Origin of the sequence: Pseudomonas sp. NPDC089407, assembly GCF_044900445.1 — a bacterium.
Lineage (GTDB): Bacteria > Pseudomonadota > Gammaproteobacteria > Pseudomonadales > Pseudomonadaceae > Aquipseudomonas.
Genome location: NZ_JBJDNB010000005.1, coordinates 17,310 through 32,683 on the forward strand (window position 1 = coordinate 17,310; position 15,374 = coordinate 32,683).

The following is a 15,374-nucleotide window of genomic DNA, read 5'->3' on the forward strand; positions in this document are numbered from 1 at the left end:
CAGACCCGATTTTCATTCCAGGCCCCGCGAACATGTTCCAGCCCTCCCCCTGGCGTGCCGATTTCCCCGCCATCGCCGCCCTGCAACGGCAGCACCAGACCTATCTGGACAGCGCCGCCACCACCCAGAAGCCGCAAGCCCTGCTGGATGCCCTGAGCCATTACTACGGCCATGGTGCGGCCAACGTGCACCGTGCCCAGCACCTGCCCGGTGCGCTGGCGACCCAGGCCTTCGAAACCAGCCGCGACAAGGTCGCCGCCTGGCTCAATGCCGCCGACGCACGGCAGGTCGTGTTCACCCATGGCGCCACTTCGGCACTGAACCTGCTGGCCTATGGCCTGGAGCACCGCTTCGAAGCCGGTGACGAGATTGCCATCAGCGCCCTGGAGCACCATGCCAACCTGCTGCCCTGGCAACAGCTCGCGCTTCGGCGCAACCTGCGCCTGGTGGTGTTGCCGCTGGACATTCACGGCCGTATCGACCTGGACCAGGCCCTGCAACTAATCGGCCCGCGCACCCGGGTACTGGCGGTCAGCCAGTTGTCCAACGTACTGGGCACCTGGCAGCCGTTGCCCGCCCTGCTGGCTCACGCCCGTGCGCAAGGTGCAGTGACCGTGGTCGACGGTGCCCAGGGCGTGGTGCATGGCCGCCATGACGTGCAGCAACTGGGCTGCGATTTCTATGTGTTTTCCAGCCACAAGCTGTATGGCCCGGACGGCGTCGGCGTGCTCTACGGCAGCAGCCAGGCACTGGCGCTGCTGCGCCACTGGCAGTTCGGCGGCGAGATGGTGCAACTGGCCGACTACCACAGCGCAAGCTTGCGCCCGGCACCGTTGGGTTTCGAAGCGGGTACGCCACCGATTGCCGGGGTGATCGGCCTGGGCGCAACCCTGGACTACCTGGCCAGCCTCGACGCCGTGGCGGTCGAAGCCCATGAGGCCAGCCTGCACCAACACCTGCTGCGCGGCCTGGCCGACCGCGAGGGCGTGCGGGTGCTGGGTGCGCCGCAAACGGCCCTGGCCAGCTTCGTCATCGACGGCGTGCACAACGCCGATATCGCCCACTTGCTCACCGAGCAGGGCATTGCCGTGCGTGCCGGGCATCACTGCGCTATGCCGCTGTTGAAGGGGCTGGGCCTGGAAGGTGCGATCCGCGTGTCGTTGGGCTTGTACAACGACAGCGACGACTTGCAGCGCTTCTTCGACGCGCTGGACCAAGGCCTGGAGTTGTTGCGATGAACCTGCCGGAACAGGCGCTTCAGGCCCTGGAGGCTTTTGAAAAGGGCAAAGGCTGGGAACAACGGGCGCGGCTGCTGATGCAGTGGGGCGACCGGCTTGAGCCGCTGACTGACGCCGAAAAAACCGAGGCCAACCGGGTGCATGGCTGCGAGAGCCTGGTGTGGCTGGTGGCCGGCCAGGTCGACGGGGTATGGCGGTTCAAGGCCAGTAGCGATGCCCGCTTGTTGCGTGGGCTGCTGGCGTTGCTGCTGGTGCGGGTTCAGGGGTTGGCCAGTGCAGAGCTGGCCGGGCTTGATCTGCGGGAGTGGTTCAGCCAGTTGGGGCTGGAGCGACAGCTGTCGCCGTCGCGCAGCAATGGGCTGCATGCGGTGTTGCAGCGGATGGCGGAGTTGGCGGCCATCCGTTAGATGGGTGCTGGCATCTTCGCGGGTGAACCCGCTCCTACAGAGACCGCGCAACGCTTAGGCTGGCGCTGTACCTGTACAGGCTGTGTGAAAACCCCCGTCACTTTTCGATGATCGCGCTCGTACGTGAAATCTGAAAAGAGTTGGCTGCTCAGCAGACCCAGATTTTGCGTAAGAGCGCGATTTTTAGGATGTTTTTTGAACAGCTACATCGGTCGGGAGGTTTTCACACAGCCTGTGTAGGAGCGGCCTTGTGTCGCGATGGGGCACGCAGCGCCCCCCACAATTTCAGCTTAGCCGCGAACATTGCCGGGGCCGCTTTGCGGCCCTTTCGCGACACAAGGCCGGTCCTACAGGGACCGAGTAATCCCGTAAGATTTACTCGGGCTTGACCCGCTCCGAAGGCCTGCGCGCACCGGCCACCAGTTTCTCTATCGCCTTGCTCGCTGCCACCATGCCAAAAGTCGCGGTCACCATCATCACTGCGCCAAAGCCCCCCGAGCAGTCCAGGCGCACACCCTCACCAACGAAGCTCTTCTGCAGGCACACGCTGCCATCCCCCTTGGGGTAACGCAGCTGTTCGCTGGAAAACACGCACGGCACCCCATAGTTGCGGCTGACATTGCGCGAGAAGTTATAGTCGCGGCGCAGGGTGGAACGCACCCGCGAGGCCAAGGGGTCGTTGAAGGTCTTGTTCAGGTCGGCGATCTGGATCTGCGTCGGGTCGATCTGCCCGCCGGCGCCACCGGTGGTGACGATGGCGATCTTGCGCCGCCGGCACCAGGCAATCAGCGCCGCCTTGGCCATGACGCTGTCGATGCAGTCGATCACGCAGTCGAGGTTTTCGGTGATGTACTCGGCCATGGTTTCGCGGGTGACGAAATCGGCCACCGCATGCACCACGCACGCCGGGTTGATCGCCCGCAGGCGCTCGGCCATGACCTCGACCTTGGGCCGGCCCACCTGGCCTTCCAGGGCGTGCGCCTGGCGGTTGGTGTTGCTGACACAGACATCGTCCAGGTCGAACAGGGTGATCTCGCCCACGCCGCTGCGGGCCAGCGCTTCGGCCACCCACGAGCCAACCCCGCCAATCCCGACCACGGCCACATGGGCCTGGCCCAGGCGTTGTAGGCCCTGGTCACCGTACAGCCGGGCGACGCCGGCGAAGCGTGGATCTTCTGTGCTCATGTTCATACCCCAAAAAACCGGCGCGCATTATATGCCAGCGGGCCCACGGCCTGCACCGTTAGGAAAGACACGGCCAACCCTGCTTTAATGTCCTATCACTTCGACACGAATGGACGACAATGTCTTCACGTAAATTCGGCCTGAACCTGGTCGTGGTCCTGGCCATCGCCGCGTTGTTCACCGGCTTCTGGGCGTTGATCAACCGCCCGGTATCCGCACCTGCCTGGCCGGAACAGATCTCTGGCTTCTCGTATTCGCCTTTCCGCCTGGGGGAAAGCCCGCAAAAAGGGCAATACCCCAATGACGACGAGATGCGCCAGGATCTCGAGCAGATGAGCAAGCTGACCGACAACATCCGCATCTACACCGTAGAGGGCACGCAGGCCGACATTCCGCGACTGGCCGAAGAACTTGGCCTGCGGGTAACGCTGGGGATCTGGATCAGCCCGGACCTGGAGCGCAACGAACGCGAGATCGCCACGGCCATCCAGCTGGCCAACACGTCGCGCAGCGTGGTGCGGGTGGTGGTCGGCAACGAGGCGCTGTTCCGCAAGGAAGTCACCCCGGAAAACCTCATCAAATACCTGGACCGGGTGCGCGCAGCGGTCAAGGTTCCGGTGACCACCAGTGAACAATGGCACATCTGGAAGGAAAACCCCGAGATTGCCAAACACGTCGACCTGATTGCCGCGCACATCCTGCCCTACTGGGAGTTCGTGCCGATGAAGGACTCGGTCGAATTCGTGCTCGACCGGGCGCGCGAGCTGAGGCACCAGTTCCCGCGCAAGCCGCTGCTGCTGTCGGAAGTCGGCTGGCCAAGCAATGGCCGCATGCGCGGGGGCGCCGACGCCACCCAGGCCGATCAGGCCATCTACCTGCGCACCCTGGTCAACACCCTCAACCGTCGCGGTTACAACTACTTCGTCATCGAAGCCTACGACCAGCCCTGGAAGGCCAGCGACGAAGGTTCGGTAGGCGCCTACTGGGGCGTGTACAACGCCGGGCGCCAGCAAAAATTCAACTTCGAAGGGCCAGTGGTGGCGATTCCGCAGTGGCGTGCACTGGCGGTGGCCTCGGTGGTGCTGGCAATGATCGCCTTGATGGTGCTGTTCATCGACGGCTCGGCCTTGCGCCAGCGGGGCCGAACATTCCTGACCTTCATCACCTTCCTGTGCGGGTCGGTACTGGTGTGGATCGCCTACGACTACAGCCAGCAATACAGCACCTGGTTCAGCCTGACCGTGGGCGTGCTGCTGGCGCTGGGCGCGCTGGGCGTGTTCATCGTGCTGCTCACTGAAGCCCATGAACTGGCCGAGGCCGTGTGGATCCACAAGCGCCGCCGCGAGTTCCTGCCGGTGCAGGCCGACAGTGCCTACCGGCCCAAGGTGTCGGTGCATGTGCCGTGCTACAACGAGCCGCCCGAGATGGTGAAGCAGACCCTCGATGCACTGGCCGCGCTGGACTACCCTGATTACGAAGTGCTGGTGATCGACAACAACACCAAGGACCCCGCTGTGTGGGAACCGCTCAAGGCCCACTGCGAGAAGCTTGGCGAGCGCTTCAAGTTCTTCCACGTCGCGCCCCTGGCCGGCTTCAAGGGCGGTGCACTGAACTACCTGCTCCCGCATACCGCCAAGGACGCCGAAGTGATCGCGGTCATCGACTCGGACTACTGCGTCGACCGCAACTGGCTCAAGCACATGGTGCCGCACTTCGCCGACCCGAAAATTGCCGTGGTGCAGTCGCCGCAGGACTACCGCGACCAGCATGAAAGCGCCTTCAAGAAGCTGTGCTACAGCGAGTACAAGGGCTTTTTCCACATTGGCATGGTCACCCGCAACGACCGTGACGCGATCATCCAGCATGGCACCATGACCATGACCCGGCGCAGCGTGCTGCAAGAGCTGGGCTGGGCCGAATGGTGCATCTGCGAAGACGCCGAGCTGGGCCTGCGCGTATTCGAAAAGGGCCTGTCGGCCGCCTACGCCCACAACAGCTACGGCAAGGGCCTGATGCCCGACACCTTCATCGACTTCAAGAAGCAGCGCTTCCGCTGGGCCTATGGCGCCATCCAGATCATCAAGCACCACGCCAGCGCCCTGCTGCGCGGCAAAGGCAGTGAACTGACCCGTGGCCAGCGTTACCACTTCCTGGCCGGCTGGCTGCCGTGGATCGCCGATGGCATGAACATCTTCTTCACCATTGGCGCACTGCTGTGGTCGGCGGCGATGATCATCGTGCCGCACCGGGTCGATCCGCCGCTGATGATCTTCGCCATCCCGCCGCTGGCGCTGTTCTTCTTCAAGGTCGGCAAGATCGTCTTCCTCTACCGGCGGGCGGTGGGGGTGAACCTGAAGGATGCCTTCGCGGCGGCGCTGGCCGGGCTTGCGCTGTCGCATACCATCGCCAAGGCGGTGCTGTATGGCTTCTTCACCAGCAGCATGCCGTTCATCCGCACACCCAAGCATGCCGACAGCCATGGCTTGCTGGTGGCGATTTCCGAAGCACGGGAAGAGCTGTTCATCATGTTGCTGCTGTGGGGTGCTGCGCTCGGCATCTACTTGGTGCAGGGGTTGCCGAGCTCGGACATGCGCTTCTGGGTGGCGATGTTGCTGGTGCAGTCGTTGCCTTATGTGGCGGCGCTGGTGATGGCGCTTCTGTCGTCGCTGCCCAAGCCTGCGGAAAAGGCTGCCGAGGCGCAGCAGGCTTAAGATTTTGGTGGCGCTTTGCGCCCCTTTCGCGACACAAGGCCGCTCCTACAGGGTCACTGCTGCCCTGTAGGGCGGTGCAGTATCTGTAGGAGCGGCCTTGTGTCGCGATAGGGCCGCAAAGCGGCCCCAATGGCCCTTCAGTTTGATATAAGATAACGCCCCTCAGTTTTTCCCCCGCCTTGCCTTGCCCCGGAGTCCCCCATGACGGCCCCTGCCGAGCTCTCGCCTACCCTTCAACTGGCCTGCGACCTGATCCGCCGCCCCTCGGTCACCCCCGTCGATGCCGACTGCCAGGCGCAGATGATGAACCGCCTGGGCGCCGTGGGCTTCCAGCTGGAGCCGATGCGCATTGAAGACGTCGACAACTTCTGGGCGACTCACGGCAACCAGGACGGCCCGGTGCTGTGCTTCGCCGGCCACACCGACGTGGTGCCCACCGGTCCGGTGCAGCAATGGCAGCATGAGCCGTTCGAGGCGCTGATCGACGCCGAGGGCATGCTCTGCGGCCGTGGCGCCGCCGACATGAAAGGCAGCCTGGCGTCCATGGTGGTCGCCAGCGAGCGCTTCGTGCACGATTACCCGAACCACCGCGGCAAGGTCGCCTTCCTGATCACCAGCGACGAGGAAGGCCCGGCCCACCACGGCACCAAGGCCGTGGTCGAGCGCCTGCAAGCGCGCAACGAGCGCCTGGACTGGTGCATCGTCGGCGAACCGTCCAGCACCACCCTGCTGGGCGACGTGGTCAAGAATGGTCGCCGCGGTTCGCTGGGCGCCAAGCTGACCGTGCGCGGCAAGCAGGGCCACGTGGCCTACCCGCACCTGGCGCGCAACCCGATCCATCTGGCCGCCCCGGCCCTGGCCGAACTGGCCGCCGAGCACTGGGACGAAGGCAATGCGTTCTTCCCGCCGACCAGCTTCCAGATCTCCAACCTCAACGCCGGCACCGGCGCCACCAACGTGGTCCCGGGCGAGCTGAGTGCGCTGTTCAACTTCCGCTTCTCCACCGAGTCCACCGTCGAAGGCCTGCAGGCACGGGTGGCGGCGATTCTCGACAAGCACGGGCTGGACTGGTCGGTCGACTGGGCACTGTCTGGCCTGCCATTCCTCACCGAACCGGGCGAACTGCTCGATGCGGTAGCGGCCAGCATCAAGGGCGTCACCGGCCGTGATACCCAGCCCTCCACCAGCGGCGGCACCTCCGATGGCCGCTTTATCGCCACCATGGGCACCCAGGTGGTCGAGCTCGGCCCGGTCAACGCCACCATTCACCAGGTCGACGAGCGGATCCTGGCCAGCGACCTCGACCTGCTGACCGAAATCTACTACCAGACCCTGGTCCGGTTGCTCGCCTGATGCTCGCCTGCCCCCTTTGCCAGGCGCCGCTGAGCCGGCTCGACAACGGTGTGACCTGCCCCGCAGGCCACCGCTTCGACCGCGCCCGCCAGGGTTACCTGAACCTGCTGCCGGTGCAGCACAAGAACAGCCGCGACCCGGGTGACAACCAGGCCATGGTCGAGGCGCGCCGTGATTTCCTCGACGGTGGCCACTACGCCCCCGTCGCCCGCCGCCTGGCCGAGCTGGCCGCCGAGCGCCAGCCCGGTGCCTGGCTGGACATCGGCTGCGGCGAGGGTTACTACACCGCGCAGCTTGCCCAGGCCCTGCCCGCCGCCGACGGTTACGCCCTGGATATCTCCCGCGAGGCGGTCAAGCGTGCCTGCCGCCGCGCGCCGGAAGTGACCTGGATGGTTGCCAGCATGGCCCGCGTGCCACTGGCCGACGCCAGTTGCCAGTTCATCGCCAGCGTGTTCAGCCCGCTGGACTGGGCCGAGGCCAAGCGCCTGCTCAGCCCCGGCGGTGGCCTGATGCGCGTTGGCCCGACCAGCGGCCACCTGATGGAGCTGCGCGAAGTGCTCTACGATGAAGTACGCCCTTATGCTGACGACAAGCACCTGGCCCTGGTGCCTGAAGGCATGGCCCATGCCCACAGCGAAACCCTCGAATTCCGCCTGAGCCTTGCCGCGCCTAAGGCCCGCGCCGACCTGCTGGCCATGACCCCGCACGGCTGGCGCGCCAGCGCCGAAAAACGTGCGCGGGTGATCGACCAGCCCGAGCCGTTCGAGGTTACGGTTTCCATGCGTTATGACTATTTCGTGCGCCAAGACTGAGCACAACCGGAGCCCTTATGCGCCAACCTGATATCGAGATTTACCTGAAGGACGCCGACGTCGACCACAAGCAGATTGCCGAGTGGCTCGCCCAGGCCGTCGGCCCGTGCAGCGAATGGCAGCAGAAAGGCCATACCTTCAAATGCCAAGCCGGTAACATTCCGGTCACTTGGTTACCGAAGGCTGTAGGGAAATGGAACAGCCTGTACCTGGAAAGCGACCAGACGCCATGGGCCGATGACGTCGCCTGCGCCCGCGCCGCATTCGCCGCACTGGGCGTGGAAGTGCGCTGCGCGCCGGGTGGCTGGGTGGAAGAAGACGGGGAAGAAGATGCCGACCGCTGGGTCCGCATCAGTGCCGACGGTGAAGAGGAAATCACCTGGCGTACTTCTTGAGCTGCAAGCTGCAAGCGGGATCGCATCAGGCTGCAAGTACACGGTCACTTGCAGCTTGAAGCCTATAGCTTAAGGCTCAGAGGCCCACTACGTCTTCGGCTTGCAGGCCTTTCTGGCCCTGCACGCAGGCGTATTCCACCCGCTGCCCTTCGACCAGGGTACGATGCCCCTCACCGCGAATCGCCCGATAGTGGACGAACACATCCGCACCACCTTCGCGCTGAATGAAGCCATAACCCTTGGCATCGTTGAACCACTTTACATTCCCAGTCTCACGAGACGACATCTGAACTACTCCGGATTTTTATTGTGAAAATCGCCTTGTAGGCAAGGGGACACCTGCCCCGTACCAACGCCGCTTGCCGAAATATCCTGCAAGTGGCAGGCCGAGTATATGACACAGAACAAAAAAAATTGATGACGGTCCCGCTGTTGGCCGATTTTTGCTGAACTTACGCACATACGGCAGACTAAATAGCTGGATACTCACCTGAACATCACACCCAGGGCACACACCCCATGACCCGTTCCCCCCTGCGCCGCCTGATTTTCGGCGCCCTGCGTCGCCTGTTGTACCTGTGGGTGCGCTCCGAGACCATCAACCAGTCTTCCATGTCATTGAACCTGGACCGCAGCCGGCCAGTGTTCTATGCCCTGCCGTCACCGGCGCTCACCGACCTGGCCGTACTCGACCACGAGTGCACCAAGGCAGGGCTGCCGCGCCCGGTGCTGCCGGTCGCGGTCGGGCCACTGCAAGAGCCCGCCGCGTTCTTCTACCTGACCCCCGACCCGGACTGGCTCGGCCGCCAGGACAAGCGCGGTGCCCCGCCCACACTTGAGCGCCTGGTGGCTGCCATCAGCCAGCATGCCGAGGAAGATGCGCAGATCATTCCGGTCAGCGTGTTCTGGGGCCAGACCCCGGCCAGCGAATCCAGCCCGTGGAAACTGCTGTTCGCCGACAGCTGGGCGGTGACCGGGCGCCTGCGCCGGCTGCTGACCGTGCTGATCCTGGGGCGCAAGACCCGGGTGCAGTTCTCCGCGCCGATTCACCTGCGCGACCTGGTGCAACACAACAAGGGCCACGAGCGCACCGTACGCATGGCCCAGCGCCTGATGCGCGTGCATTTTCGCAACCTCAAGACCGCCGTCATCGGCCCGGACATCTCGCACCGGCGCAACCTGGTCAAAGGCCTGGTCCACGCCCCGCTGGTACGCCAGGCCATCGTCGACGAGGCGCAGCGCGAAAACCTGCCGCTGGCCAAGGCCGAAGCCCAGGCCCTACGCTACGGCAACGAGATCGCCTCGGACTACACCTACACCGCCATCCGCTTTCTTGAAGTGGTATTGAGCTGGTTCTGGAACAAGATCTACGACGGCATCAAGGTCAAGCACATCGAACAGGTGCAAAGCATCGCGCCCGGCCACGAAGTGATCTACGTGCCGTGCCACCGCAGCCACATCGACTACCTGCTGCTGTCATACCTGCTGTTTCGCAATGGCCTCACCCCGCCGCACGTGGCAGCGGGCATCAATCTCAACATGCCGGTGGTGGGCAACCTGTTGCGCCGTGGCGGCGCGTTCTTCATGCGCCGCACGTTCAAGGGCAACCCGCTGTACACCGCTGTGTTCAACGAGTACTTGCACACCCTGTACACCAAAGGGTTCCCGGTCGAGTACTTCGTCGAAGGCGGCCGCTCGCGCACCGGGCGCATGCTGCAACCGCGCACCGGGATGCTGGCCATCACCCTGCGCAGCTTCCTGCGCTCGTCGCGCACGCCAATCGTGTTCGTGCCGGTGTACATCGGCTACGAGCGCGTGCTCGAAGGCCGCACCTACCTGGGTGAGCTGCGCGGTGCCAGCAAGAAGAAGGAATCGGTATTCGACATCTTCAAAGTGTTCGGGGCGCTCAAGCAGCGCTTTGGCCAGGTCTATGTCAACTTCGGCGAACCGATCCGCCTGGCCGGTTTCCTCGACCAGCAGCAGCCCGGCTGGCGCGAACAGGACCACGGCCCGCAGTACCGCCCGGACTGGCTCAATGCGACTACCACCCGCCTGGGCGAGACCGTGGCCCGTCACCTCAATGAAGCGGCTGCGATAAACCCGGTCAACCTGGTGGCCCTGGCGCTGCTGTCCACCAGCCGCCTGGCCCTGGACGAACGCGCCCTGACCCGCGTGCTCGACCTGTACCTGGCGCTGCTGCGCCAGGTGCCTTACTCGCCGCACACCACCCTGCCCGACGGCGACGGTGCAGCGCTGATTGCGCATGTACGCAGCATGAACCTGGTCGCCGAGCAGAAGGACGCCCTGGGCCGCATCCTGTACCTGGATGAAGGCAACGCGGTGCTGATGACCTACTACCGCAACAACGTGCTGCACATCTTTGCCCTGCCGGCGCTGCTGGCCAGCTTCTTCCTCAGCAGCTCGCGGATGAGCCGTGAACTGCTGGGCCAGTACGTGCACGCGCTGTACCCGTACCTGCAGGCCGAACTGTTCCTGCGCTGGACACCCGAGCAGCTGGACGAGGTCATTGACCAATGGCTGGCCGCGCTAGTCGAACAGGGCCTGTTGCGCCAGGACAACGATGTATACGTGCGCCCGGCGCCCAGTTCGCGGCAGTTCGTGTTGCTGACCCTGCTCGCCCGCACCATCACCCAGACCCTGCAGCGTTTCTACATGGCCACCTCGCTGCTGCTCAACAGCGGGCAGAACAGCCTGAGCGCCGAAGAGCTGGAAGACCTGTGCGTGATGATGGCCCAGCGCCTTTCCATCCTGCATGGCCTGAATGCACCGGAGTTCTTCGACAAGACGTTGTTCCGCCACTTTATCCAGACCTTGCTCGAGCAAGGCGTGCTGCATGCCGACGCGCACGGCAAGCTGGGTTACCACGACAAGCTTGGCGAGCTGGCCGAGGGGGTAGCCAAGCGTGTGCTGTCGGCAGAACTGCGCCTGTCGATCCGTCAGGTGGCGTTGCACCGTGAGGACGGCCTGGAGACCTCTGCCTCTGATGGGTGTCCGCCACAGCATTTTCATCGCCTGTGAGATCGAGCGCCGCCCGCGCGGCGCATCGCGGGACAAGCCCGCTCCCACATTTGTTGCAACGTGCCAAACCTGTCAGGCCATGGTTGCCAGCCTGGCGGGCTGACTGGATTTCTGGGTTGGCACCAATGCCGCCCCACATGTCTCAAGCCTTACAACACCTCTCCCACAGGCATGGCCACGTTGCAACAAATGTGGGAGCGGGCTTGCCCCGCGATGCGCCGCGCGGGCGGCGCTCGATCTCCCAGGCGCTGCAAGACCAACGGCGAAGACCTGCAGCCAACGATTGACAACCCCTCACCAGCCGGGAAAATCCGCAACACTACCTCTCCACAAGGAAAGCTTCATGATCCGCACTTCCCTGCGCTTCACCACCCTGTGCGCCGGCCTGCTGCTGTCGGCCAGCGCCCTGGCCCTGTCGCTGGGCGACCTTAGCCAGAAAGACGCCACCGGCGGCCTGAAGGATGCCCTGACCCAAGGTGCGCAGTTGGCCGTCAAGCAACTGAGTACCCCGGGCGGTTTCAGCAACAACCCGGACGTGCGCATCGAACTGCCGGGCAACCTGGGCAAGGCCGCCAAGGCAATGAAAATGTTCGGCAAGGGTGAACAGGTCGAAGCCCTGGAAACCAGCATGAACAAGGCGGCCGAGGCTGCCGTGCCGCAGGCCCAGGCGATTCTGGTGGATGCCGTGAAGAACATGAGCGTGACCGATGCCAAGGGCATCCTCAGCGGCGGTGACGAGTCGGCTACCCAGTACCTGAACAAGAGCAGCCGCGAGCAGATCCGCGCCAAGTTCCTGCCAATCGTCAAGCAGGCCACCGACAAGGTTGGCGTGGCCCAGCAGTACAATGCCTTCGCCGCCCAGGCCAAAGGCCTGGGGCTGGTCAAGGATGACGCCAATATCGAAAACTACGTAACCGAGAAGGCGCTGGATGGCCTGTTCGAGATGATCGGCAAGCAGGAACAGAGCATTCGCCAGAACCCGGCGGCTGCGGCTACCAGCCTGGCCAAGAAGGTCTTTGGCGCCCTGTGATGGCCCTGGGGGCTGCTGCGCAGCCCTTTCGCGACACAAGGCCGCTCCTACACCGGAACGCAATCCCTCATGGAGGTGCGATCGCCTGTAGGAGCGGCCTTGTGTCGCGATAGGAGGGCGAAGCCCTCCCCTGCGGTGTCAGCCCTTCTTCACCCTGAACCACGCCGCATACAGCGCCGGCAGGAACAACAAGGTCAGCGCCGTAGCCACGATCAACCCACCCATGATCGCCACCGCCATCGGCCCGTAGAACACGCTGCGCGACAACGGGATCATGGCCAGCACCGCCGCCAGTGCGGTCAGCACGATCGGCCGGAAGCGCCGCACAGTGGCCTCGATGATCGCCTGCCAACGCTCCATCCCCGCAGCGATGTCCTGCTCGATCTGGTCCACCAGAATCACCGAGTTGCGCATGATCATCCCCGCCAGGGCAATGGTGCCCAGCATCGCGACAAAGCCGAACGGCTGGCGGAACACCAGCAGGAACAGGGTCACGCCAATCAGCCCCAGCGGTGCGGTGAGGAACACCATTACCGTGCGCGAGAAGCTGCGCAGCTGAATCATCAGCAAGCTCAGCACCACCACGATGAACAGCGGCATGCCGGCATTCACCGACTTTTGCCCGCGCTCGGAGTCCTCCACCGTGCCGCCCACCTCCAGCAGGTAGCCATCCGGCAGCTTGGCGCGGATCTCTTGCAAGGTCGGCTCGATTTGCTTCACCAGCGTCGCCGGCTGCTCCTTGTCGTAGATATCGGCGCGCACGGTCACCGTCGGCAAGCGGTTGCGGTGCCAGATGATGCCTTCCTCAAAGCCGTACTCCAGGGTCGCCACCTGCGACAGCGCCACGCTCTGGCCGTTGTCGGTCGGCAACGCCAGGCTGCCGAGGTTGCCCAGCTCGCTGCGCTCCTGCTGGGTACCGCGCAGCAGGATCTCGATCAGCTCGTTGTCCTCGCGGTACTGGCTGACGGTGGTGCCGATCAGCGAGCTTTGCAGGAAGCTCGACAAGTGTGCGGTACTCACGCCCAGCGCCCGCGCACGGTCCTGGTCGATCTCAAGGAACACCGCCTTGCTCGGCTCCTCCCAGTCCAGGTGCACGTTCACCACATGCGGGTTCTCGCGCACCTTGTCGGCCACTTCGCGGGCCAAGGCGCGGGCCTTTTCGATGTGCTCGCCGGTGACCCGGAACTGCACCGGGTAACCCACGGGTGGGCCGTTTTCCAGGCGGGTAACACGGGCGCGCAGGTCGGGGAACTGCTGGTCGACAGTGTCGATCAGCCAGCTACGCAGGCGCTCGCGGTCTTCCATCGACTTGGCCAGCACCACGAACTGGGCAAAACTGGCCGCCGGCAGTTGCTGGTCCAGCGGCAGGTAGAAACGCGGCGAACCGGTGCCCACGTAGGCCACGTAGTTGTCGATGCCATCCTGCTGCTTGAGCAGCGCTTCCAGCTGCTTGACCCGCTCAGCGGTATTGGCCAGCGAGGCGCCTTCGGCCAGCTTCAGGTCGACCATCAGCTCCGGGCGACCGGAGGCGGGGAAGAACTGCTGAGGCACGAAGCGGAACAACAGAATGCTGCCGACAAACGCGGCAATGGTCAGCAGGATCACCGTCTTGCGCCGCCGCACGCACCACTCCACCACCCGTCGCACGCGCTGGTAGAACGGCGTGGCGTACGGGTCGGGTGCATGGCCATCCTTGCCATGGCGGGCGGCATGCAGCTTGGCAAGGTCTGGTAACAGGCGCTCGCCAAGGTAGGGCACGAACACTACGGCCGCTACCCACGAGGTCAGCAAGGCGATGGTCACCACCTGGAAAATCGAGCGGGTGTATTCGCCGGTACTGGAGGCTGCAGTGGCAATCGGCAGAAAACCTGCTGCGGTGATCAGGGTGCCGGTGAGCATCGGGAAGGCCGTGCTGGTCCAGGCATAACTGGCCGCCTTTAGGCGGTCGTAGCCCTGTTCCATCTTGATCGCCATCATCTCCACCGCAATGATCGCGTCGTCCACCAGCAAGCCCAGGGCCAGTACCAGTGCACCCAGGGAGATCTTGTGCAGGCCGATGCCAAAGTAGTGCATGGCAGCAAAGGTCATGGCCAGCACCAGCGGGATGGCCAGCGCCACCACCAGGCCAGTGCGCAGCCCCAGGGAAAAGAAGCTCACCAGCAACACGATGACCAGCGCCTCGACCAGCACTTGGACAAACTCGCCCACACCGGCCTTGACCGCCGCCGGCTGGTCCGAGACCTTGCGCAGCTCCATGCCGGCCGGCAGGTTGTGCGCCAGCCGGTCGAACTCGCCTTCCAGGGCCTTGCCCAGCACCAGGATATCGCCGCCATCCTTCATCGACACCGCCAGGCCAATGGCATCTTCGCCCATGAAGCGCATGCGCGGTGCGGGTGGGTCGTTGAAGCCCCGGTGCACTTCGGCGACATCACCGATACGGAAGGTGCGGTCACCCACGCGAATGGGGAACTGGCGAATCTGCTCGACGCTGTCGAAGCGCCCGCTCACGCGCAGTTGCAGGCGCTCGCTGGGGGTTTCAAAGAAGCCGGCAGTGCTGACTGCGTTCTGCTCCTGCAGGGCCTGCTGCACCGCTTCCAGCGGTACGCCGAGGGTGGCCAGCTTGAGGTTGGACAGCTCGATCCAGACCTTTTCGTCCTGCAGGCCGATCAGCTCGACCTTGCCCACGTCCTTGACCCGCTGCAGCTGGATCTGGATACGGTCGGCGTAATCCTTGAGCACGGCATAGTCGAAACCTTCGCCGGTCAGCGCATAGATATTGCCGAAGGTGGTACCGAACTCGTCGTTGAAGAACGGCCCCTGGATCTCCGGCGGCAAGGTGTGGCGGATGTCCGCGACCTTCTTGCGGATCTGGTACCACAGCTCGGGGATATCCTTTGAATGCAACGAGTCGCGGGCCATGAAGGTGACTTGCGATTCGCCGGGGCGGGAGAACGAGACGATCTTCTCGTACTCGCCGGTTTCCATCAGCTTCTTCTCGATGCGCTCGGTCACCTGGCGCGACACTTCCTCGGCAGTCGCACCCGGCCACAGCGTACGAATGACCATGGCCTTGAAGGTGAATGGCGGGTCTTCGCTCTGGCCGAGCTTGGTGTAGGACATGGCGCCGATGGCTGCCAGCAAAATCATCAGGAACAGGACGATCTGGCGGTTGCGCAGCGCCCAGGCAGAAAGGTTGAAACCCAT

Annotated in this window: 11 protein-coding genes; 8 read left to right on the forward strand and 3 right to left on the reverse strand. The window is 64.2% G+C overall.

Annotated features, from left to right (window positions below):
* Window positions 1–32 precede the first annotated feature (32 nt).
* Both ACI2KG_RS05655 and ACI2KG_RS05660 read left to right on the forward strand, forming a co-directional pair.
* Window positions 33–1,238, forward strand: coding sequence for a cysteine desulfurase (locus ACI2KG_RS05655; protein WP_404661160.1), 1,206 nt, complete (start codon window positions 33–35; stop codon window positions 1,236–1,238).
* Window positions 1,235–1,645 (forward strand): SufE family protein, encoded by a 411-nt coding sequence (locus tag ACI2KG_RS05660; protein ID WP_404661161.1) that lies wholly within the window; start codon window positions 1,235–1,237, stop codon window positions 1,643–1,645. The genes ACI2KG_RS05655 and ACI2KG_RS05660 overlap by 4 nt, the downstream gene beginning before the upstream one ends.
* 375 nt (window positions 1,646–2,020) lie before the next feature.
* Here ACI2KG_RS05660 and tcdA read toward each other — a convergent pair whose 3' ends face one another.
* Window positions 2,021–2,830 (reverse strand): tRNA cyclic N6-threonylcarbamoyladenosine(37) synthase TcdA, encoded by an 810-nt coding sequence (gene tcdA, locus ACI2KG_RS05665; protein ID WP_404661162.1) that lies wholly within the window; start codon window positions 2,828–2,830, stop codon window positions 2,021–2,023.
* A gap of 119 nt (window positions 2,831–2,949) precedes the next feature.
* On the opposite strand from tcdA, the gene ACI2KG_RS05670 reads away from it, so the two are divergent.
* The 4 genes from ACI2KG_RS05670 to ACI2KG_RS05685 all read left to right on the forward strand — a co-directional run bounded on the left by ACI2KG_RS05670 (window position 2,950) and on the right by ACI2KG_RS05685 (window position 8,101).
* On the forward strand, window positions 2,950–5,541 hold the full coding sequence (locus ACI2KG_RS05670) for a glycosyltransferase (RefSeq protein ID WP_404661163.1): 2,592 nt from the start codon (window positions 2,950–2,952) through the stop codon (window positions 5,539–5,541).
* A 201-nt stretch (window positions 5,542–5,742) separates the two neighbouring features.
* Window positions 5,743–6,894, forward strand: coding sequence for a succinyl-diaminopimelate desuccinylase (gene dapE, locus ACI2KG_RS05675; RefSeq protein WP_404661164.1), 1,152 nt, complete (start codon window positions 5,743–5,745; stop codon window positions 6,892–6,894).
* On the forward strand, window positions 6,894–7,706 hold the full coding sequence (locus ACI2KG_RS05680) for a putative RNA methyltransferase (RefSeq protein ID WP_404661165.1): 813 nt from the start codon (window positions 6,894–6,896) through the stop codon (window positions 7,704–7,706). Before dapE ends, ACI2KG_RS05680 begins: the two co-directional genes overlap by 1 nt.
* A gap of 17 nt (window positions 7,707–7,723) precedes the next feature.
* A complete protein-coding gene (locus ACI2KG_RS05685) occupies window positions 7,724–8,101 on the forward strand; it encodes a hypothetical protein (RefSeq protein ID WP_201203110.1) in 378 nt (125 codons plus the stop codon).
* A 76-nt stretch (window positions 8,102–8,177) separates the two neighbouring features.
* Here the strand turns inward: ACI2KG_RS05685 and ACI2KG_RS05690 are convergent, their stop codons facing one another.
* Window positions 8,178–8,387: a cold-shock protein gene (locus tag ACI2KG_RS05690; protein ID WP_003252255.1), complete on the reverse strand. Its 210-nt coding sequence runs from the start codon at window positions 8,385–8,387 to the stop codon at window positions 8,178–8,180.
* A 233-nt stretch (window positions 8,388–8,620) separates the two neighbouring features.
* Here ACI2KG_RS05690 and plsB point away from each other — a divergent pair, with 233 nt between their 5' ends.
* Entirely contained in the window at window positions 8,621–11,140 is a 2,520-nt protein-coding gene (gene plsB / locus ACI2KG_RS05695) for a glycerol-3-phosphate 1-O-acyltransferase PlsB (RefSeq protein ID WP_404661166.1), read from the forward strand.
* 343 nt (window positions 11,141–11,483) lie between these two features.
* A complete protein-coding gene (locus ACI2KG_RS05700; protein WP_201203115.1) occupies window positions 11,484–12,170 on the forward strand; it encodes a DUF4197 domain-containing protein in 687 nt (228 codons plus the stop codon).
* Window positions 12,171–12,308: 138 nt separating this feature from the next.
* On the opposite strand, the gene ACI2KG_RS05705 is transcribed toward ACI2KG_RS05700, so the two are convergent.
* Window positions 12,309–15,374, reverse strand: coding sequence for an efflux RND transporter permease subunit (locus tag ACI2KG_RS05705; protein ID WP_404661167.1), 3,066 nt, complete (start codon window positions 15,372–15,374; stop codon window positions 12,309–12,311).